The sequence below is a fragment of the Paenibacillus sp. NPDC058367 genome (genome assembly GCF_042723305.1).
Classification (GTDB): domain Bacteria; phylum Bacillota; class Bacilli; order Paenibacillales; family Paenibacillaceae; genus Paenibacillus_AQ.
Genome location: NZ_JBHXIZ010000008.1, coordinates 134455 through 155597, shown reverse-complemented (window position 1 = coordinate 155597; position 21143 = coordinate 134455). Strand labels below are relative to the sequence as shown.

14 protein-coding genes are annotated in these 21143 nt (G+C 46.6%); 8 read left to right on the top strand and 6 right to left on the bottom strand.

What is annotated here, in order from left to right:
- Positions 1–17: 17 nt before the first annotated feature.
- Positions 18–965, bottom strand: coding sequence for a serine hydrolase domain-containing protein (locus ACFWMP_RS28665; RefSeq protein WP_379425724.1), 948 nt, complete (start codon positions 963–965; stop codon positions 18–20).
- Positions 966–1134: 169 nt separating this feature from the next.
- Here ACFWMP_RS28665 and ACFWMP_RS28660 point away from each other — a divergent pair, with 169 nt between their 5' ends.
- Entirely contained in the window at positions 1135–3501 is a 2367-nt protein-coding gene (locus tag ACFWMP_RS28660; protein ID WP_379425669.1) for a YcdB/YcdC domain-containing protein, read from the top strand.
- Between the two features lie 160 nt (positions 3502–3661).
- Here the strand turns inward: ACFWMP_RS28660 and ACFWMP_RS28655 are convergent, their stop codons facing one another.
- Positions 3662–4483, bottom strand: coding sequence for a TerC family protein (locus tag ACFWMP_RS28655; RefSeq protein WP_042191342.1), 822 nt, complete (start codon positions 4481–4483; stop codon positions 3662–3664).
- A gap of 563 nt (positions 4484–5046) precedes the next feature.
- Between ACFWMP_RS28655 and ACFWMP_RS28650 the strand changes: the two genes are divergently transcribed.
- Entirely contained in the window at positions 5047–7170 is a 2124-nt protein-coding gene (locus ACFWMP_RS28650) for a collagen-like protein (protein ID WP_379425667.1), read from the top strand.
- Positions 7171–7243: 73 nt separating this feature from the next.
- Here ACFWMP_RS28650 and ACFWMP_RS28645 read toward each other — a convergent pair whose 3' ends face one another.
- From ACFWMP_RS28645 to ACFWMP_RS28635, 3 genes are all read right to left on the bottom strand, one after another.
- The gene (locus ACFWMP_RS28645) at positions 7244–8134 is read right to left on the bottom strand and encodes a carbohydrate ABC transporter permease (RefSeq protein ID WP_081951192.1); all 891 of its coding nucleotides are present in this window, start codon (positions 8132–8134) and stop codon (positions 7244–7246) included.
- Between the two features lie 25 nt (positions 8135–8159).
- Positions 8160–9044: a carbohydrate ABC transporter permease gene (locus ACFWMP_RS28640; protein ID WP_042130723.1), complete on the bottom strand. Its 885-nt coding sequence runs from the start codon at positions 9042–9044 to the stop codon at positions 8160–8162.
- 254 nt (positions 9045–9298) lie between these two features.
- Positions 9299–10663, bottom strand: a complete 1365-nt coding sequence (locus tag ACFWMP_RS28635; protein WP_042191338.1) for an ABC transporter substrate-binding protein — start codon at positions 10661–10663, stop codon at positions 9299–9301.
- A gap of 338 nt (positions 10664–11001) precedes the next feature.
- Here ACFWMP_RS28635 and ACFWMP_RS28630 point away from each other — a divergent pair, with 338 nt between their 5' ends.
- From ACFWMP_RS28630 to ACFWMP_RS28610, 5 genes are all read left to right on the top strand, one after another.
- On the top strand, positions 11002–12816 hold the full coding sequence (locus ACFWMP_RS28630) for a sensor histidine kinase (RefSeq protein WP_076286046.1): 1815 nt from the start codon (positions 11002–11004) through the stop codon (positions 12814–12816).
- Positions 12817–14466 (top strand): response regulator, encoded by a 1650-nt coding sequence (locus tag ACFWMP_RS28625; protein ID WP_076300464.1) that lies wholly within the window; start codon positions 12817–12819, stop codon positions 14464–14466.
- A 71-nt stretch (positions 14467–14537) separates the two neighbouring features.
- Positions 14538–16229: a glycoside hydrolase family 13 protein gene (locus ACFWMP_RS28620; RefSeq protein WP_379425662.1), complete on the top strand. Its 1692-nt coding sequence runs from the start codon at positions 14538–14540 to the stop codon at positions 16227–16229.
- 154 nt (positions 16230–16383) lie between these two features.
- Positions 16384–17118, top strand: a complete 735-nt coding sequence (locus ACFWMP_RS28615; RefSeq protein ID WP_379425660.1) for a class I SAM-dependent methyltransferase — start codon at positions 16384–16386, stop codon at positions 17116–17118.
- 39 nt (positions 17119–17157) lie between these two features.
- Complete coding sequence (locus tag ACFWMP_RS28610; protein WP_379425658.1) at positions 17158–18240, top strand: MBL fold metallo-hydrolase; 1083 nt, start codon at positions 17158–17160, stop codon at positions 18238–18240.
- Between the two features lie 765 nt (positions 18241–19005).
- Here ACFWMP_RS28610 and ACFWMP_RS28605 read toward each other — a convergent pair.
- Positions 19006–19614 carry a phosphatidylglycerophosphatase A family protein gene (locus ACFWMP_RS28605; RefSeq protein WP_339798329.1) on the bottom strand — a complete coding sequence of 203 codons (609 nt, stop codon included), beginning with the start codon at positions 19612–19614 and terminating at the stop codon, positions 19006–19008.
- A 272-nt stretch (positions 19615–19886) separates the two neighbouring features.
- On the opposite strand from ACFWMP_RS28605, the gene ACFWMP_RS28600 reads away from it, so the two are divergent.
- Positions 19887–21011 (top strand): GerMN domain-containing protein, encoded by a 1125-nt coding sequence (locus ACFWMP_RS28600; RefSeq protein WP_197071326.1) that lies wholly within the window; start codon positions 19887–19889, stop codon positions 21009–21011.
- The last annotated feature ends 132 nt before the right edge of the window (positions 21012–21143 follow it).

Here is a 21143-nt window from a genome sequence, read left to right as displayed (position 1 = left end):
GCGGTATCCCCCTGTCGTTATTGCCCAAGAAGCGCTGGCACGATAAATCGGCCGAACACATTAGCTGGTGAGCCTTTCTTGTATTTATCCGCAGTAATGACTGCAACCAGCTCATAGGATGGAACCACAATAATATGCTGGCCCATGAAGCCAAGCGCAAAATAATAAGGGATCTCCTTTGGCTGCTGCTCCGTACCTGCATTGAATGATGATACCCACCAGTGCCATCCGTAGAAGCCCTTCTGTGGTAGCGTGGCTGCGACATAGGGGCGAGTGGACTTCTGAACAGTACCCGAATGAATGAGCTGTTGATCCTTCCAGCGCCCTTCTTGCAAATAAAGGAGACCAAATTTCAGCATATCCTCAGGCATCATATAAAGGCCAAACCCACCAGTATGTATGCCTTGTGGATCACTGTCCCAGCGATAGCTTTCGATGCCAAGCGGCTGAAATAGCTGATCTTCAGCAAATGCTGCAACGTCTTGTCCAGAACATTCACGCAGGATAGCGGATAAAATCTGGGAGCAGCCGGAGTTATAGTTCATCTCAGTGCCTGGCGTATGAGATAGCGGCTGGGCGAGCACAAACTTTATCCAGTCTGCGGTTCTAGTCATAGTCGGAAAGGAATTTTGCCCCCCAAATTCTGTCCAGTTAAAGCCTGCTGTCATTGTTAATAAGTGACGGATAGTGATTTCTCTTTTTCGTTGATCTTGATCCTCTTTTAATAAAGGGAAAAATAGAGAAATAGGTGTATCAGGTGGCGGAACGATTTGTTTATCTATGGCTATGCTGACTAAGGCGGCGAGCACGCTTTTGGTGCATGAGTTAATTTTACCTAGCTCTTTAGCGATTTCAGGCTCACGATAATGCTCCAGTATAGGTTTTCCATGTTGAACGATTAGACAACTGCGAATTTCTAGGTCAGTAATACCGTCTATAAGCGGCTGAAGGTTCCAATCAGTGATGTGAATGGCCCCCTTTCATAGATGTTTAAGCTGTAGCTGCCTACCATTATAGCTTATATAGTATACATTACATAAACCTTGTAATTTCCTGTCGTTAATTAAATATGGAAAATATAAGTAATTATCTGTATAATGTTATGAATCACGTGTTAGAGGAGGATGAATTCTTTTGAAAAGCAATAATACTCACTTTGTTCATCAGACAGCTAAAACGGTATTGATTACTTCAGTGGCGCTCGCGTTATTATTACCCCCTGGCTTGGCCGCAGCCGATTCTACATCTGTTAGTAGCAACACTACGGTAACACAGGTTAGCACACAAGCGCCGGTGACTACAACGAACTCTGAGGCAGATCTTACAAAAGTGAAATTCACGCAGGAGCAAGCGATTGCGAAGCTAAAAGAATTATTCCCATCCCTAAAAGATGCAACGGTAAACAATGTACAACTGGGATCTAATCAAAGCTACCCCCCTCCAGCAAATCAAATGATCTGGAATATTCAGTGGCAGATTCAAGAGGGGAGTATGGGATATGGCTTTAGCAGTGAGGTAGATGCCATTAGTGGAGATATCATTAGTACGTATATTTCATACCCACGTGAGAATAACGAATCCTATTATCCTCCGAAAATATCGCAGCCTCAGGCACTGGAGATCGCCAAGGCTTTTGTGGCTAAGGCAGCCACATCGGTTAAGAGCAGTGATCTGCAATTAAATGAGAATGCTGGTTATAATTATTTTTCGAACACTTTATTCGGTCCTGTTCAATACAGCTATTACTTCAGTGTCATGAAGAATGGTCTTCCTTCTGGATCGGATAACATTAACATAGCTGTGGATGGCAACGGTAATGTAATTCAATTCTCTAAGTTTTCTCAAGGACTTGAGTATCCATCTGCACAGCCGAAGATTACCTTGGAGCAAGCACAGAAGCAATTTGCTGAACAGTTTGATGTAGGCCTTTTTTACATTCCTACTTATAAGAACGGAAAACCTAACAACTGGATCCTAGGCTGGCGTCCAGTGGATCAGTCTCTATATCCTATCGATGCATTGACAGGCAAGAGAATAGATTATGAAGGAAAAGAATCCGTATCTACCGCAGTCGTGTATTCAGATGTAGCAAAGAGCAAAGATGTCTTTCAAGCAAGAACTTCAACTACAGAGCTTACTGCAAAAGAAGCGGAACAGCTTGTAAAGAAGGTTGCATATATTCCAGCAGATCGTAAATTGATCTCCCAAAGCTTGAGAAATGACTATCAGGATACGAATCGGAAGATCTGGCAGTTATACTGGGGTGGTAGTGGAAATGAACGTTTCATTGGGGCTGGCTTTCCAGAACAATCCTCTGCTGAGATCGATGCAAAGACCGGTGAAATATTACAGTACCAGATTCAAACATATGGTGCTACTCAGGATAATAAGAAGGAAGAACCGGCTCCTGCTGGAGGGAAGAAGCTTAGTGAGGCTGAAGCTAAGACTAAAGTACTTAGTATAATTAATAGCCTGTATCCTCAGGCGAGCCAGAAGCTAAAGCTTTTAGAATATGGAGATAACTCAAGCGTGACTTCAGACGGAACAGGATTTAGATATCAGTTTATTAGATATCATCAAGGGATTCCTGTGAGTGACAGTAACCTTACGGTAAGCTTGGATCTTTACGGCAGACTGATTTCTTACATGGGGAATCGGATAGACGGTATCGATGAAATTACACTATCGCCGAAGGCTACAATTTCCAAGAAGGAAGCGCTCGAAAGTTATAAACCTAAATATCAGACTAAGCTAAGATACACTCAGGTTGGAGGATACTATAGTTATAATAGCTATGCCGCGCCAAAGGTGAAGCTGGTATATGATACAACTTTTGATGAATCTAATGGATTATATCAGGTTTTAGATGCAGCCACTGGTAAATGGGTTGCGGTCTATGATTACCTCGGTCAGCAAGATGCTCAAATATCTGCAACGGATATCAAAGGTCATGCAGCAGAACAACCATTATCAGAATTAGTAAAATATCATGTGATTACTCCGGATGCCGATGGTAAAGTAAACCCAGATCAAGAAATAACAGTTGGCGATTGGTTAACATATCTTGCCAAGGCTTCTAATCCGAATTTCAGCAGTTATATTGCTAATAATGAACGGAAAACTGTGGCAGGTGTGAAGCCTGAGAATTCATATTATGATGTTGTTACTTATGCAGCAGATCGTAAGTGGATCAACAAGGATCAAAGCCTGCAAATTGATAGTAAGTTAACCCGGGAACAGCTTGCTGTTCAGCTGGCTAATTTTTTGAAATACAACAAACTCACAGCCTATCTTGATAAAGATGTAACGGTAAGTCAGTTCAGTGATAGTGCATCTATAAACAATAAGGGTGCAGTGGCTCTTGTTGTGAAATTGGGAATCCTCAAGGATGACAACGGCAAGTTTAATCCGCAGCAGACGGTAACGAAAGCACTGGCGGCTACGGTGATTATGAAGCTAGTGGAACTGCAAGGTAAGACTGATCAGATCATAGGTCAATAAGAATATATAATGCAGAGCCTGCTTCCCATTTGATGGTGGAAGCAGGCTTTTCTGTATGAGGAGCAAAATAGGGAGTAAAAGAAAACAACCCGAAAGACAAACACCTTTACAGAAGGGGTGTGTCTTTCGGGTTATATTTGTTTTTGCTATTCAAATACAATTAATGGAGCTGTTTATCTACTTCTTTAACTGGATTCTCGTTAGCATTCTCTTCTACCTTGCTGCTCATAAACCAACCGATTGCAGCGATGAGCACGAGTACAACATAGAAGGTAACCTTCCAAATGGTACTATGCGCGAAATCCTCGGAAAGAACACCAAGTGAAGGGTGTGCCAAGGTAATGACTGCGAGCTTAACACCGACCCAGCCTACGATGAAGAAGGCTGCAATTTCAAGACCTGGACGGGTGTGAAGCAGCTTAACGAAGAAGGAAGCTGCAAAACGCATAATGACCAATCCGATAAATCCGCCGGCAAAGATGACGAGGAATTGTCCACCGTCAAGGCCTCCGATTTTTGGAAGACCACTTGCAGGTAGTGCAACCGCAAGTGCAACTGCGGCTAGGATGGAATCCACCGCGAAGGCGATGTCAGCAACTTCTACTTTAAAGACAGTAAACCAAAAGCTGGATTTCTTTTTGTTGACTGCGCCGTCTGTACCGCTTTCAGCTGCTTCATCCGTAACGGGCTTCTTGATTAATAGTTTTCGGAAGATATGGTTCCCCGCGATAAACAGTAAATAAAGTGCGCCGATGGCTTGTACTTGCCAAATATCAACCAGGTAAGAGATGACAAATAGTGAACCGAAGCGGAACACGAAGGCTCCGGCTAATCCGTAAAATAGTGCTTTTTTTCTTTCCTCATCAGGAAGGTGTTTAACCATAATTGCCAATACCAGTGCGTTATCTGCGGCTAGTAGTCCTTCAAGTGCTACAAGAACTAGTAATACCCAGCCGTACTCTAATAATAATCCCCAATCCATTACTGTTGTCCTCCCTTTTCTTATGCAAATATCTACTAAAAGATACTTACCTTACCATTTTAACCAATTTTATATAAAAAAGACCTTTACCAAACAGATTAGCCTTTGGAATAAAGGTCTAACCTGATTGGTAAAGGTCTCGCTAACAATGTTGAATTGCCAATAAAGCCGGAGAATATCCTCATATTCTCGTATTGACGACTTTATTTAACAGCTACTCCCCTTTACGGGATATATTAAATTTTTGATTTAATTCGTTGTGATTTTGCCTAAGGAGATCATATACGAGTTGAAAGTTAATGTCAATAAAATGTTGGAGGAATAAGAGTTGATAGTAAGGGAATGTTGGAGGCTGTAAATCTGGATTGCATTGCTAGGAATAGGAGAGTTTAATTTTTCTGAGAGGGAGATTAAAAGTACATGTATGTCTTTTAATCTATGCTGATAATCAATGAAGAAGTTTATTTAAATAACAAATAAAAGGGCACTTACTAGACGAATATCTATGTTCTCCTATAGGTAATTGGAGTAGTATACATTAGGTTTTCGTGGAGGTGCTAAAAATGGGCCATTCCAATCACATATCTAAGAAAAGCTGCAAAAAAAATGATTCTCCGTCAAAAAGAAAATATCATTTGGTTAAAAAATGTTCTTCAAAGAACTATTGTTGTAAGCGAAAAATCATCAAAAAGAAATGTGCTAATAATCGCACCCGCGGCATCACCGGAGCAACGGGCCCTACCGGAGTCACGGGAACGACAGGCTCCACGGGAGCAGCTGGAGTCACGGGGACGACAGGCTCCACGGGAGCAGTGGGAGTCACGGGAACGACAGGCCCCGCCGGAGTAGCGGGAATCACGGGAACGACAGGCTCCACGGGAGTAGCTGGAGTCACGGGAACGACGGGTCCGTCCGGAGTAGCTGGAGTCACGGGAACGACAGGCCCCGCGGGAGTAGCTGGAGCCACGGGGACGACGGGCTCCACGGGAGCAGCTGGAGTCACGGGAACGACGGGCCCCACGGGAGCAGCTGGAGCCACGGGGACGACGGGCTCCGCCGGAGTAGCTGGAGCCACGGGAACGACGGGTCCCGCTGGAGTAGCTGGAGCCACGGGAACGACGGGCTCCGCTGGAGCAGTGGGAGCCACGGGAGCGATGGGCCCCGCGGGAATAGCTGGAGTCACGGGAACGACGGGCCCCGTAGGAGTAGCCGGAGTCACGGGAGCGACAGGCCCCGCGGGAGCAGCTGGAGTCACGGGAACAACGGGTCCGGCAGGAGCATCCGGAGCTACGGGGACGACGGGCTCCGCCGGAGCAGTGGGAGCCACGGGAACGACGGGCCCGGCCGGAGTAGCCGGAGTCACGGGAGCAACAGGCCCCGCGGGAGCAGCCGGAGTAGCTGGAGTCACGGGAGCAACAGGCCCCGCTGGAGTAGCTGGAGTCACGGGAACGACAGGTCCAGCTGGAGCAGTGGGAGCCACGGGAACGACAGGCCCCGCCGGAGTATCCGGAGTCACGGGAGCAACGGGCCCCGCCGGAGCAGCCGGAGCCACGGGAACGACAGGTCCAGCTGGAGCAGTGGGAGTCACGGGGACGACGGGCCCCGCCGGAGCACCCGGAGCCACGGGAACGACAGGTCCCGCCGGAGCAGCCGGAGCCACGGGAACGACGGGCCCCGCTGGAGCAGTGGGAGCCACGGGAACGCCGGGTCCCGCCGGAGTAACCGGAGCCACGGGAACGACAGGCCAAGCGGGAGTAACGGGAGCCACGGGAACGACAGGCTCCACGGGAGCAGCAGGAGTCACGGGAACGACGGGCCCCGCCGGAGCAGCCGGAGTCACGGGAGCAACGGGCCCCGCCGGAGCAGCCGGAGCCACGGGAACGACAGGTCCAGCTGGAGCAGTGGGAGCCACGGGAACGACGGGCCTCGCCGGAGTAACGGGAATCACGGGGACGACAGGCCCCGCTGGAGTAGCGGGAGTCACGGGGACGACGGGCCCCGCCGGAGTAACCGGAGCAACGGGAACGACAGGCTCCACGGGAGCAGCTGGAGCCACGGGAACGACGGGCCCCGCCGGAGCAGACGGAGCCACGGGGACGACGGGCCCCGCAGGAGTAGCGGGAATCACGGGAACGACAGGCCCCGCGGGAGATGTCGGCCCCGCTGGAGCAGCAGGAGCCACGGGAACGACGGGCCCTGCAGGAGCAGCAGGAGCCACGGGAACGACGGGTCCGGCCGGAGTAGCCGGAGCCACTGGAGCTACAGGTGCCGCAGGCGGAATAGCTCAGTTCGGGTATGTTTATAATTTAGGGGCTCAGGTGGTTCCAATAGAGGCGGATGTCTCTTTTGATACAAATGGACTTCTAACACCTGGAATTACACATGCCCCTGGGACCACTACAATCTCGGTTACTAATACGGGTAATTATGAGGTTGATTTTTCAGTTTCAGGTGTGGAGCCCAATCAATTCGCATTATTCTTAAATGGCGCCGAGGCTGCAGGTACGGTATATGGTTCAGGTGCTGGCACTCAGCAAACTAATGGGCAGGCGATACTCGCTCTCTCATCGGGCGATGTTCTTACGCTGAGAAATCATAGTTCAGCTGCTGCAGTTACTTTACAGACATTGGCGGGAGGCACTCAGGCAAACGTCAATGCTTCTATAGTTTTAAAGCAATTAAGCTAGGCAACAAAGAAATAGATTCTTCAGCATTAAAAAAGCGTGCAGGACTCTATTAGAGTTCTCCACGCTTTTTATGTTAGCCCTTAACCGCTCCAGCGGTAATTCCTTTTGTCATCTGTTCTGTGAAGAGCAGATAGATCAGGATGGTTGGGATCGCAATGATCGTCATAACAGCAAACTGAGCACCGTAGTTGGACGAGTATTCTCCGGCGAATTTCATAATGGAGAACGGAATGGTTTTGAGATCCTCCGAGGTGAGGAAGGTGTTCGCCATAATAAATTCATTCCATGTGCTGATGAAATTGAGTACACAGATGGTAGCTAGTGCGGGTTTCGTAATTGGAAAGATGATGCGGAAGATCACACCGTAAATGCCGCAGCCATCGATAACCGCTGACTCTTCAATCGCACGAGGGATGGTCTCTAGAAATCCAGTCATGATGAGCACACTCATTGGGATGACAATAGCCGAATAAGGCAGAATCAGCGTGTACATATTGTTCAGCATTCCGAGCTTGTTAAACAGGATAAAGTTCGGCAGCAGTGTCGCGTGAATGGGAATAATCATGCCCATCATGATAAGTGACAACACGATACCACTTAGCTTCCATTTCATACGAGTGAACGCATACCCCATCATTAGTGACACTAGTGCGGACAGTGCAACGGTAATTACTGTAATGATAAGACTGTTGGCAAAATAGCGTGGTACACGCCCATAGGTAAAAGCGTTTCTATAATTCTCCCATTGCGGGGGGGATGGCCATTTCAGAAAAGAGCTTCCGAAAAAATCACCACTCTTTAGCAGGGAGTAATCGATCAGCCAGATGAGCGGAAATAACTGAATTAAAGCAATGAGACAAAGAAACAACATCATTAGGATTTTGCCAGTTGTAGGTTTACTGCGCTTCTGTTTATGAAGCTTCAGATTGAGGGGCGAAGCGGCAGGTGCTAATGAATTATTCATATGATTTCCTCCGGTTACAGGGATTCTAAAACTCTCCGATATCTTTCTTCAGAACCTTGTTGAGTATTACGGTCAGTACAAGGCAGAACACAATGAATAGGATGGATATGGCATTACCGTAGCCGTATAGCGACGAGGAGAAGGCGGTTTTGTAAAGGTAGTTTCCTAAGAATTGCGTGCTATTAGCCGGGCCACCGTTGGTCATTAAGAACACGGTTTCCATTTGCTTAAGACAGGTTGTAACCGCGATGATAATGGCAACTCGCATCATAGGCGAAAGAAGCGGTATGATGATGCGCGTGTAGAGAGTATAGTTGTTCGCGCCATCGATCTTTGCGGCTTCGCTTAGATCACTTGGAATGCCTTGCAGACCTGAATAATATAGCAGCAGTGCGTATCCAAAACCTTGCCACATTACAACAATGATGATGCACCAGATCGCTGTCTTCGGATCTCCAAGCCAATCATGTGTGAGTGAATCCAGCCCAACGCCGCTAAGCAACTTGTTAAGCAATCCGTAATTGGGATGGAAAATCCCGCTCCACAGCTTGGCTGTAACTACAACAGAAATTACCGCGGGGATAAAAAAGATCGTCCGGAATATTTTTTCGTATTTACCGGAATTGGTCAGGAATATCCCTATGAGAATAGCAAAGGGATGCTGTAAGAATACAGTGGCAGCGGTTAGTAACAGGGCATTGCCCAGCGAGGTCCAGAATACTTTGTCATGAAATAGGATTTCGCGATAGTTATCAAAGCCAATAAAATTGTACTTGCCGATTCCGCCCCAGTCTGTAGAGCCGTAATAAGCGCTCATGAAGATAGGGATGCAAATCATAAAAGCAAACAGGAATAACCCGGGTGCGATGAGTAGAAATATCGCTTTTTTGTCGCTTAACACTCTGTGCATGGAAATCTCCGTCCTTTGAAAGAGTAATCTATCTACTACCATCGTAACGGGAAGCTAGACCCTGGAACATGCCGTATATTTCAGATGATTGTACACATTTTTTAAATTATGAAATGATAAATTTGTTGACGGCGAAGGCGTTTATACTCGAACAACAAACCCCCGGCCTCTGGGGGGAGTCGGGGGTGTGTACGCTACTATTTATGATGCTAATTCAGAAGCGTCAAGATTCATGTTCTTAGTAGTGTTAGAGCTTATTTACCAGCCAATTTATCGGACGCAGCGTCAAGCGCTTTGGCGAATTCCGCTGTATTCATAGCGCCGGAGAGCAGGCTTTGGTGAGCCTCCATTACCTTTTGCTTGAACTCGTCGTTACCAATATCCTGTAGCGGAGTTCCGCTAGAAGAGGTCATCGAGCTGAAGACATCCACTAGTTCTTTTTGGAGTTGAGTTTCATTACCAGTTAAGAATTCATCGAATTTTTGCGCAGGTGTACCCGCGCCAGCTTGCCATAACATCTTGGACCAGTTCTCAGGAGCGAAGAAATATTTCAAGAAATCAACAGCAGCTTCAGGATGCTTGGAGTTTTTACTTACGGCATATCCACCACCGTACCAAGCAGCATCATCCGTTGATTTACCTTTATCTGAACCAGGGAAAGCGAATGCGCCTACATTATTGCGGAATTCTTCAGAGAAGTTCACATCTGTAGCTAGGCCAGACTCCCAAGCGCCCATAAAGAACATAGCGGCTTGTCCTTGTCCGAACAAGTTACGCGCTGCGCCGTAATCGGCGGTCAGCCAGCCGTCGGCAAAACCTTTAGCATTTGCGAAATCTTGCATTTCAGTTGCAGCTGCAACAAGACTAGGATCATTAAAGGATATTTTACGAGCAACAGCTTCATCCATCTTATTAAAATCACCATTTTGACGTTGAGCAACAAACTCATACCAGATTGGCAGTGTCCATGCATCCATACCGTTCATAGCGATAGGGTTAATCTTGTTTGCACGTAATGTTTTGACAGCTGCGAGCAGGTCAGCGGTAGTCTTTGGAACCTCGATGCCGTTGTCAGCAAAGATTTTCTTGTTATAAAACATAACCATATAGTCGGCACTACGTGGCAATCCATACAGTTTGCCATCTTTGCTGAAGCCGTCCATGGAACCAGAAACAAACTGATCACCTTCGAAGTCAGCGCTGTTCAGTTCAAGCAGTAAGTCATTATCGAGCAGAGGACTCAGGAAAGAAGGCTGACCCCAAGCTTGAATGATATCAGGCATCTGATTGCTGGAAGCATATACTTTGATTTTTGATTTATAAGGCTCATCTTGAAGCGCTTCCACTTCTATCTTGACGTTAGGGTGCTCTTTCATATAAGCGTCGATAATGTCTTGCTCCACCTTGCCTGAACCGTTTGCCCGATCCGCAAGTGCGGTGAAGAACTTCAGTGTAATTTTTTCGGCTGGTGCGTTCGCTGTGGCCTCGGCAGTAGCTTCGGCTTTGTCATTTGCAGGAGCGTTTGTAGCTTTCGCATTGTTATTTCCGCCACCACAGCCTGCAAGCAGAGCTGGAAGCATTAGACTCATAAGCATTAGCTTGATTCCTTTACTTTTCATCAAAAACCCACCTTTTTAGAATGATGTATTTTGAAGAAACGATTGTTATCCATCAAGGAAGACGACAACGTCGTTTCTTCTTGAAATATAAGAATGTATAAGTTTCACGCTATACATTATCCTTATATTTCTCGCATAAACGCTGACCGTCTATAAGAGACGTCGAAGGCGTTTTTGCTTGCATCCTCATCTTAAGAGTTTCTGGCTAATAGAAACATGGTCCATATTTAAGAATGATGTAGGCATTTTTTAGCGAATGTAAAAAGCCGGTTCAGGGTGTAATGATTTCAGTTATACTTGGTTTACACATCTTTCTATTATATAAGAAGGTGGTTCTCATGAATCGAAACTTTCGCTTAGTCAGCCGTTATCGCCATCTTCCGCTCCAATTTAAGCTGTTGTTATGGTTCGTCCCCCTGCTTCTGGTGACCATATTCGCTATGGGCTGGAACTCGTATCAGATCTCTTCACAGCAGGTGGTGGAGAAAATGAAGCAGTCGCAGGATCATCTTACCAAAAAAACAGCAGAGCAGATCGATGAGATGGTACGGGGCATGATATCTTTTTCGAATACACTCTTTCTGGATGAAAGTGTGCAGCGGCTCTTAGCATCGTCTGAAGCACAAAAGGAACGTAATTCTGTATTTAAGACCGTTACCAATCTTATGGTTGCAGGCAATTCAATTCAATCGCTGATTCTGTATTCTTTAGACGATAACAATGGAGCAGAGCCTTTTGCTGCGAATCAGGCAGGATTGACGACAGGTATGAAGTACTCAGATTTTATCAAAACCTCGTATTATAAAGAAGCTATTAAAGCAGCAGGTAGCCCAACCTTTGGACTCTCCAGGCCGACTGACGGCATTTTTGTAGGCGATCATTATCATAAGATTGTGCTTTCCAGAATCATCATGAATATTTACACCTTAAAGCCGGCAGGACTCGCTGTGATCGGTGTGGATGCAGGGAAGATTGGGAGCCAATATCTCGACAATGCTGAAGATGATGTAGATATGTTCGTAATTGATCGGGATGGGCTGATTATTACGGCTTCGAATCCGAGCTGGATTGGCAAAAGAGATCTGGAACTTCCGTATTTTGCGGACAGCGACCCTAAGCTGACTGTGAAAAAAAGGCTGGAATCTACAGCGGATCATAAACAGTGGATTGTGTCGCATCTGCAGTCGGAGACGACAGGCTGGTATGTGGTGGTGGCTCATTCCAAGCGGCAGCTTGTTAAAGAGCTCGGTCAGATTTTACAGGTCACGATGACGATTGCTGTTCTGTGTTTAGTAGTTAGCCTAATGGTTACCTGGCTGGCAGCTGCTGCTATCACGAAACCACTGAAGAAGCTTTCCCGTTCGATGCGCAGACTGCAGACAGGTGATTTCACGCAGCGGGTATTTTTTGAAGGAAATGACGAGATCGGCTTACTCGGGCATGGTTATAATCTAATGGTGCAGCGGATTAAATCGCTCATCAATGATGTATACGCCTCAAGAATGAAGCAACAGGAAGCAGAGTTGAAAACGCTTCAAGCCCAAATCAGGCCTCACTTTTTATATAACACGTTAAATACAATCTGTTGGGAAGCTGAGAAGAAGGGAGATAAAGAAATTGCCGATATGGTGTATTCTCTCTCTCAAGTGTTCCGACTGAGCTTAAATGATGGACGGGATACGTTTACTTTGGAGCAGGAAGTAGAGCTGGTGACCAATTACTTGTTCCTGCAGAAAAATCGCTTTAAGGAGCGTTTTGAATTCGAAATTTCTCTGGATGAGAGTATCAAGGATTTCACAGTACCAAAGCTGCTGCTGCAGCCACTAGCCGAGAACGCAGTGATTCACGGGATTGAGCCGCTGTCTGGAAGTGGGCTGATATCCGTTCGAGCTTACCGTATAGAGAAGACTATTGTGCTTGAGGTACAGGATAATGGTGCAGGGATCACTGCAGATAGACTTCTAGAGCTTCATCAACGTTTAGCAAGGGGAAATTCTTTACCTGAGGAAGACAATGTTGGACGCACAGGATTTGCGCTCATGAATGTGCAGGAACGACTGGCCTTATTTTTTGCAGGAGCCTCTTTACAACTAGAGAGTGTGGAAGGGGCAGGCACACGTATTATTATTCATATCACTGTGGAGGGGCCATAAATGATGAAGCTGCTGATTGCTGAAGACGAAGATACGATCCGTGAGGGCATTGTGAATATGATTGATTGGAAGTCACATCAGATTGAGGTCATGGGTGAGGCGGGGAACGGAAGTGAAGCGCTGGCTTTGATGGAGAATGAACAGCCCGATCTTTTGTTAACGGATATTCGTATGCCACAAATGGGTGGTCTCGAGCTGATTGAAGTCGCACGGCGTAGAGGTTACGGCTTCCGGTCGATTATTTTATCCGGGTATAACGAGTTCTCTTATGCGAAGCAAGCGATCTCCCTGGGTGTTGTTGATTATGTGCTGAAGCCATGCCGACCTGAGGAAATTCTGAAGACGGTACTGAAGGCCAAGGAACTTATTGAAAGACAACGATATCAGGAGGATGAACAGCTTAAAAGAGATCGTTCTTGGCATAAAAATGCACCGCTTGTCAAAAGCCAGGTTCTGTCTCAATGGATTTATCATCCCCCGGTTCCGCTAGAACGGCGACAGGAGCTGATCGGCGAGTTATCTATGGCGATTGGCTTTGAAGGACCACAAATTGGTCTGGTCAGTTTTGATTTTGACCCACCCTCTGCTACAGGAACAGGACAGGATTTTGTACTTCTACGTTACGCAGCGTTAAATATTATTAGTGAGACCTTGTCTCCTATCTATAGAGGAAAAATAGAGACTTTTCATGATGGCAATAACTTGCTATGGATTGGCAGCGGATTAGCCGGAACCGATTCTCGCAAGCCTTACCGAGCGCCCCTCCAATTGAAAGAGCAGATTGAGAAGCTGCAGAGTAATTTGGAGAAATATCTCAAACTGTCGATCAGTATTGCCGTTGGCTCCTGTCGTTCGGATATTTCTGAAGCGCATCTGTCGTATAAAGAAGCCCTTCAGGCGATGGAATCGCGATTTTTGAACGGAAAAGGCGGTGTCTATTACTATACAGAAGGAACAGGAGTAATAGGTGGCGCTCCACAGGAAATCGGGATTTTAGATGATTCTGAATTAAATGTGCTGGAGGATGAAATGCTTGTGGCGGTGGGGGCTGGGAGCAATGAGCTCGCGCTCGATCTGCTGGAGAAATGGCTGGATCGTTTTCGTAGCAATCCGGGATGTCTTAAGCAAGAAGTGAATATTCGGGCAACTGCTTTTGTAGTTCGATTAAAGAGACTCGCGCAGGAAAAACAAGTCGCTGGCTTCGAATGGAAGCAGCATTTGGTCAATTGGATGGAGCAGGCTCCACAGATAGAGACGTTGGAAGAATTGTCTACGATTTTGAATAAGGTCATGCAGAATGTGGTGGAGGCTTTTTCTAAACATCGTCCACTACATCGCACAGTAGTCACTGCTATGGAGATCATCCGCAATAAATACAATACCAATCTGACACTAGAGTATGTCGCGAAAGAAGCCTATGTTTCTAATACTTATTTAAGCTCACTTTTCCGTCAGGAGCTTGGTGTGAATTTTCTCGATTACTTGCACCAATACCGGGTAGAAGAAGCGAAAAAGCTGCTCCGCCAAAATCTAAAGATGTACGCCGTTGCAAAATTGGTAGGGTACGGTGAAGAGCGTCACTTCAGTGCTACTTTTAAAAAATGGACTGGACTTACACCTTCACAATATCAAAAGGGATTAGGGAAGTAGGGGGGATTTGTTATCTACTAGGCTCTGTGTGGTTAAACTCTACATATAGCTAAATAGGAGGTAACCGAGTTATGAACCCCAAATGGTGGAAAGAAAGCGTCGTGTATCAGATTTATCCGATCAGCTTCATGGACAGTAACGGAGATGGAATCGGAGATTTGCAAGGTATTATATCCAGACTGGATTATTTACAGGATCTAGGTGTAGATGTGATCTGGGTCTGTCCTATTTATAAATCACCTAACCATGATAACGGGTATGATATCAGTGATTACTGTGACATTATGAAGGAATTCGGTACGATGGATGATTTTGACCGGTTGCTCAGGGAGTTGCACGCACGTGGAATGAAGCTGATGATGGATTTGGTTCTGAACCACACGTCACATGAGCATCCTTGGTTTGTAGAATCCAGGTCGTCGAAGGACAATCCTAAACGGGACTATTATATTTGGCGAGAAGGTAAAAATGGCGGCCCCCCGAACAACTGGGAGTCTTATTTCAGTGGCTCGGTATGGGAGCTTGATCCGCGGACGGATGAATATTATCTACATCTCTACTCCAAATACCAGCCCGATCTGAACTGGGAGAATCCTGTGGTCATTGATAAGCTGCATGAAATGGTGGAGTGGTGGCTGAAGAAGGGTGTGGATGGATTTCGTTTTGATGCGATTGCACATATCGTGAAGACGAAAGGGTATCCAGATGCAGACAACCCGAACGGAACACCTACGGTAAGGGCCTACGGTATGTTCTCCAATCTGGAGGATGTACATACCTTGCTACAGAATCTATACGATAAGGTGTTATATTTCTACGATATTATGACGGTAGGAGAGACTTCGGGACTCGGACCAGAGCAGGCGCTGGATTATGTAGGTGACGGACGCCGGGAGCTGAATATGACTTTTCAGTTTGAACATATGTTTCTGGATGCCGCTTCGCCGGGTAGTGGGAAATGGGATGTGGTTCCCTGGAGTCTACTTGAACTGAAAAAGATCATGAGTAGCTGGCAGACAGTTTTACATGAGAGAGGCTGGAATGCGAACTATTTATGTAACCATGATCAGCCGCGTTCGGTGTCTCGGTTCGGGAACGATCTCTTTTACCGGATTCCTTCGGCTAAAATGCTTGCGACCTTTATTCATATGCTGGAAGGCACACCTTATATTTATCAAGGAGAAGAAATCGGCATGACGAATGTTTGTTTCGATTCCATTGATGAATACCGGGATGTGGAGACACTTAATTATTATGAAGAAAAGCGAAAAAACGGTGTTCCAGAAGAGCAGATTATGTCTGCGATTCATCATAAAAGCCGGGACAATGCCCGTACCCCCATGCAATGGGACGATGGACATGCAGGTGGCTTTACAACAGGGACACCCTGGATTGAAGTGAATTCCAACCATATGGAGATTAACGCTGGCAATGCGGTTAAAGATCCGGATTCTATCTACAACTACTATAAACAGCTGATAGCGTTAAGAAAAAAATACAAGGTGATCGTGTACGGATCATATGAGCTACTGCTTGCAGAGCATACTGAGATTTATGCGTATTCCCGAACTTTAGAGGATCAACGATTGTTGGTTATTTTGAATTTTTTTGATAGAGAGCCTGAATTCGAATGGCCAGCGGGGTTCGATCCCGATCAGCTGGAGTTATTAATCAGTAATTACCCGGAGTCAAAAGATCAGGATATTCGTTCTTTCAAGCTTCGTCCTTATGAAGCAAGGGTATATTTGCAGCAGCGTGTGTAAAGGAAGTTTCAATAAGAGTTGTCATTAAAGCCCAAGAGGTCAAGATGATGACTCTTCTTTGAGTTTGTCAGCAAAAGACTGTACAATGGCGATACATTAGCATACATGAAGTGGAGTTGCGGGATGACGCCTGTAGGAGGAGAGGAGAGACAACATGACTGAATGGTATGAAAAGAGCTTCGGAGAGGATTACCTGATCGTGTATAAGCACCGGGATTTCGGTGGAGCACGTAAAGAAGTAGATCAGATGATCGCCTGGCTGAGACTGCCCCCAGGTTCGAAAGTGCTGGATTTATGTTGTGGGATGGGACGTCATTCTCTGGCACTTGCGAAGGAAGGGTACGAGGTTACCGGAGTGGATTTGTCGGAGGTCTTGCTGCGTGAAGCTCGGTCTCAAGTCGGGGCGGAGAAGGTAACCTGGATCCGTTCCGACATGCGCGATTTACCACTAGATGGAGGATTCGATGCCGTAGTTAATCTGTTCACTTCTTTTGGTTATTTTGAAAAAGATGAGGAGCAAGTAAAGGTTCTGCGTGAAATCTATCGTCTGCTGAAGCCAGGTGGCAAGTTCGTTATTGATTTTTTGAATCCTGCGCATGTGATTCGTCATCTGGTGCCGCATTCTACGCGTGAGGACGGAGAGAATTCGATAGATGAGTCACGCCGGATTGAGGATGGTTATGTGAAGAAGGACATCATTATAACCACTAAGAATGACCCTACGCCTCGTCAATATCATGAGCGTGTGAAGCTTTATTCACTGGAGGAGTTCAAGGAAATGATTGAGAAAGCGGGCTTGCAGCTCGAAGCTGTACATGGCAGCTATGAAGATGAGGTTTATGATGCAGAAAGGTCCACGCGGATGATCTTTGGTGGAACACGTCCCTAAATGGTTTCCGGAAAAAGATTTAAAGGTGGTGAACGCTCCATGTCTAAGGCAGAGCTTACTTCATGGGACAAGAACATTCTCCAAGTCTCGGTACCCATGGACTCGCCTCTTCGTCAAGTGAACAGCTATATCCTCTCGGATGAAGATGGTAGAGTAACTATTATCGATCCGGGCCCGCGCAGCCCGGATACAGAGAATTGCTGGCTCGGGATTTTGCAGGAGCTGGACTTGTCGTGGATGGATATACGGGATATCGTCGTTACGCATCACCATCCCGATCATTACGGATTAGCCGGCTGGCTGCAGTCGCAGAGTGGTTGTAAGGTGTGGATGACGGAGCGCGCCCATGCGGAGGCAAGGTTGATGTGGGGCTTGGGCACTGTTGAAGATCTGGGGAATGACGTGGATGAAGATCCAGGTGAAGATACGGGAAATGGCGTAGACAATGATGTAGGCATAAATGAGATCTTACCGGATTATTTCATCCGGCATGGGATGACGGAGCAGTGGTCGAACGGGATTAAAGCCCACTTGGAAAGCTTTAATTCCCAAGTGGAGCCGCAGCCTGCCGTTTCTTATTTCAATGTAGCGGAGCCCTTCAAGATGGGCGGCCGTGAATGGCAGCTCATTATTACCGGCGGACATGCACCGGGGCATGTGAGCCTGTATCATGCTGACAGCGGGCTTATGATCTGTGGGGACGCTGTGCTCCCGCAGATCTCGCCCAATGTCAGCCTGCTGCCGGGCAGCGATCCACAGCCGCTGCAGACGTTCCTTCAGGGGCTGCGGGAACTGGGCAGCTACCCGGTCAGCATGGCGTTCCCGGGGCATCGAGAGCCCTTCGCTGGCTTCGCGCACCGGGTAAACAGCCTGCTCGCTCATCATGAGGAGCGGCTGGATACAGCGGCGGCGCTGCTCACCAGCGGCCCGCTGAGCGGATTCGCGGTGTGCGAATTTCTGTTTCGCAGCCGAGTAACGACTGTTCATCAGATGCGCTTTGCGATGAGTGAGACCCTGGCGCATTTGGCGGAATTAGTGCGCCGGGGACGGGCAGTCATGCTGGAGGCAGAAGGCGGTTTCTTGTTCGACGCAGCTGAAAGTGTTGGAGAACATATCAGCTAGAGAGTATCTTGCAAGATCGAAGTGAAGTAGATGAGTATAAAGTTTAAGAGCAGTCCTGCATTGCGGGGACTGCTCTTTTTGTATTTAAGTAACCTTGTCCCTCCGTCCCTCTATTCATCCTTCGATCGCTTCCATATTCATGCGTTAGCGTATGTATTCGGACTCAAGTGACGCTATTCGTGGATTTTGGGGCTTTTGAGGTTAGTATCGGACCGGAAAGGCGTTATTACTAGTGCAGAGTAGTGGTTTTGGTCATTTTTGAGCGAGTAGAGTCTCTGGAGTCTGAAAGTGTTCAAATTAAGGGTGATTTGTGAGTATAGCGTCTCCTGAGTCCGACAACGTGGGCAAAACGCTTTAAAAGTCGTGCAACTAAATGATGTATGTCGTGCAGCTAAATATTGGTAGTAATTATAGGGAATTTCACCCTATAATTTTGGGTTTAATGATTTTAGAGCTGTTTATAGGGAATTTCTCCTTATAATTCTACCGATTTGGCTATAGATTGAGATTTTCATAGAGATTATAGGGAAGAATTCCTTATAATCTCTGGATTTGAGTCAAAATCATTATTTTATAGGGAGGATTTCCCTATAGCAACCCCCCTGTAGAACCCCACCGTAGAACCCCCACTGTAGAACCCCTCGCCAGCTACCCACAAAAAAGCGATTGTCTCAGCAGCCCGCAGGGCTTGTGAAACAATCGCTTTTTCCTCAGAGTTTCATATAGTCGATCTGAAACTCATCATTCTAGTGTACCTAAAACTCCTCACTCCGGAGTTTCATCATATTCCGCAAGTTTCCTAGCGGCCTCTTCGCGATCCTCTGGTGTGTGTGGCAGATCCAGCTCAATTTCGCGCTCCGCTTGCTTGCGGTGTGCGATTCGGCTACTGGCTGCAGCCGCCACGGCTCCGACGATGTCGTCGAGATAGGTGTGGATCTGTCCGGTGCTTTTGTCATTTAGCCTTTGAAGAACGCCTGGCTTCAGCTTGTCCACATAGCCATAGTTGGTAAATCCGATACTGCCGTATACGTTCACGATAGAGAAGGCAAGAATCTCATCTACGCCGTACAATCCCTCATCATTTTCGATCATATCTTGAAGTGGGGAGAACAGCTTGCCCTCTTCTGCCAGTACATCTAATTGAATGCCTGTTAGTACAGCATTTTGTACTTCTCGCTTGCTAAGCACCATCTCTACATTATGGATACATTCATCCATCGTTAAATTCGGATAGTATTTCTGTTGCAGGAACATAACGAGTTCCGCGATTTCTTCCAGGGTTACTCCACGCTTGTTCAGCCAGAATTTGGTCGCATCTGCGACGGCCTTGCTGTTCAGACTGTACGGAATTTTTTCGATTTTGTCATCAGCCATGTTCAGTCACCTCGTTGTTTAGTAAGTCATTTCATTACAGCAAACGTTAGTATGATGTTAAGGACTGTTGTTACCTCAGATTGTACGTTTACTGGAAGTATTTGTCCAGCGAGGGAAGTTTCAGCGAACTGAAATCCAGGCCCTACTTGAGATGAAGAAGTAGTTCACAGGCTTTTCCAACAATTTAGGATAAGCTGTTGTTATTTTTTGGACAAAGGTCTCGTATACATAGCAGTACAAATGATATCTAACCTTGAAAGGGGTAATAAATGATGAAACCTATGCAACAAATCCGCGGAATCTCCGCAGTATGCTTACTCGCAGTTCCACTGGCACTGTCCGGCTGTGGGCTGTTTGGTTCAGAATCGGCATCGATTGATGCTCCGCCACCAGAGGTTGAAGCACAAATGTTACAGACTAGTGGAAACACTACGTTGGATTCAGGTGTATTCGGTCCTGTGACACAGGATGATACACAGACAGCGGTTAAAGGCAGCACCAAAACTTCACAGGGCAATGCTTCCGGAGATCGGACAACTGTATTTTTGGAAGATGGTAATGGATTACTCGCTCCTGTATCCCTAAGCTTGCCAAAGAGCAAAGATTCCAGCGCACTCAAAAACTCGTTAATGGCATTAGTGAGCAAGGGAGAATATGCCTCATCAGTGCCTGAAGGCTTCCTAGGCGTTCTTCCAGCTGGAACGGAAGTCCAGAGTGTTACGGTAGACAAGAAGTCGAATTTAGCTGTAGTGGAATTTAATAAAGAATTTAATAACTATGATGCTGCGGATGAGCGTAAAATCCTCGAAGCTATCACTTGGACGCTGACCGGTCAAGATGACATTAAAAGCGTACAGCTCTGGGTAGATGGTAAAAAGCTCACAGAGATGCCGCTTCAAGGAACTCCGCTGGATCGTCCATTAACCCGCACAATGGGCATTAACTTGCCGAAGCAAGGTCCACTTCTGATGAACTCCAGTGCGGTTACTGTTTATTTTTCCACAACATCTCCTGACGGTATCCAATATTATGTACCTGTAACCCGCTTTGTACCCGCCGGACAAGAACAGCTGACTGCTGCTTTGAACGAATTGATTGCAGGTCCTGAATCCGGAAATGGGCTGGAAATGGTCATGACACAGGGGACGATACTTGATTCCGTTGATGCTGGGCAGAACGGTGTAGTTACCGTGTCCTTGACGGATGATATGTTCACAGATGGTAAAGGTGTACCCGCTGAAATGCTGGAATCGGTCGTACTGACGGTTGCGCAAAATTCGGATGATTCTCTGGTACAAATTCGCTTGAACGGCAAGGAATCGATTACGGATACAGATAATGTGGACTACAGCAAACCTGTTTCCGCACCTGAATATTTGAATGAGATCCCGTTATAGAATGACCCTGTAAGGTTTAAAAGATGCTTTTGTGCCTCCTCTTTGGTAGAATAAAAGTTGCTCAAAAAGACGTTACGTCCCAAGCATTGTGCTACTCGGTATTTATGACGGGGAAATGGGACTCACGCTAAA

Excerpts from the sequence above, each read along its gene's own strand:
- ACFWMP_RS28655 (WP_042191342.1), bottom strand. The coding sequence starts at position 4,483 with ATGGATTGGGGATTATTATTAGAGTACGGCTGGGTATTACTAGTTCTT.
- ACFWMP_RS28650 (WP_379425667.1), top strand. The coding sequence starts at position 5,047 with ATGGGCCATTCCAATCACATATCTAAGAAAAGCTGCAAAAAAAATGAT.
- ACFWMP_RS28645 (WP_081951192.1), bottom strand. The coding sequence starts at position 8,134 with ATGAATAATTCATTAGCACCTGCCGCTTCGCCCCTCAATCTGAAGCTT.
- ACFWMP_RS28640 (WP_042130723.1), bottom strand. The coding sequence starts at position 9,044 with ATGCACAGAGTGTTAAGCGACAAAAAAGCGATATTTCTACTCATCGCA.
- ACFWMP_RS28635 (WP_042191338.1), bottom strand. The coding sequence starts at position 10,663 with ATGAAAAGTAAAGGAATCAAGCTAATGCTTATGAGTCTAATGCTTCCA.
- ACFWMP_RS28630 (WP_076286046.1), top strand. The coding sequence starts at position 11,002 with ATGAATCGAAACTTTCGCTTAGTCAGCCGTTATCGCCATCTTCCGCTC.
- ACFWMP_RS28625 (WP_076300464.1), top strand. The coding sequence starts at position 12,817 with ATGATGAAGCTGCTGATTGCTGAAGACGAAGATACGATCCGTGAGGGC.
- ACFWMP_RS28620 (WP_379425662.1), top strand. The coding sequence starts at position 14,538 with ATGAACCCCAAATGGTGGAAAGAAAGCGTCGTGTATCAGATTTATCCG.
- ACFWMP_RS28615 (WP_379425660.1), top strand. The coding sequence starts at position 16,384 with ATGACTGAATGGTATGAAAAGAGCTTCGGAGAGGATTACCTGATCGTG.
- ACFWMP_RS28610 (WP_379425658.1), top strand. The coding sequence starts at position 17,158 with ATGTCTAAGGCAGAGCTTACTTCATGGGACAAGAACATTCTCCAAGTC.
- ACFWMP_RS28605 (WP_339798329.1), bottom strand. The coding sequence starts at position 19,614 with ATGGCTGATGACAAAATCGAAAAAATTCCGTACAGTCTGAACAGCAAG.
- ACFWMP_RS28600 (WP_197071326.1), top strand. The coding sequence starts at position 19,887 with ATGAAACCTATGCAACAAATCCGCGGAATCTCCGCAGTATGCTTACTC.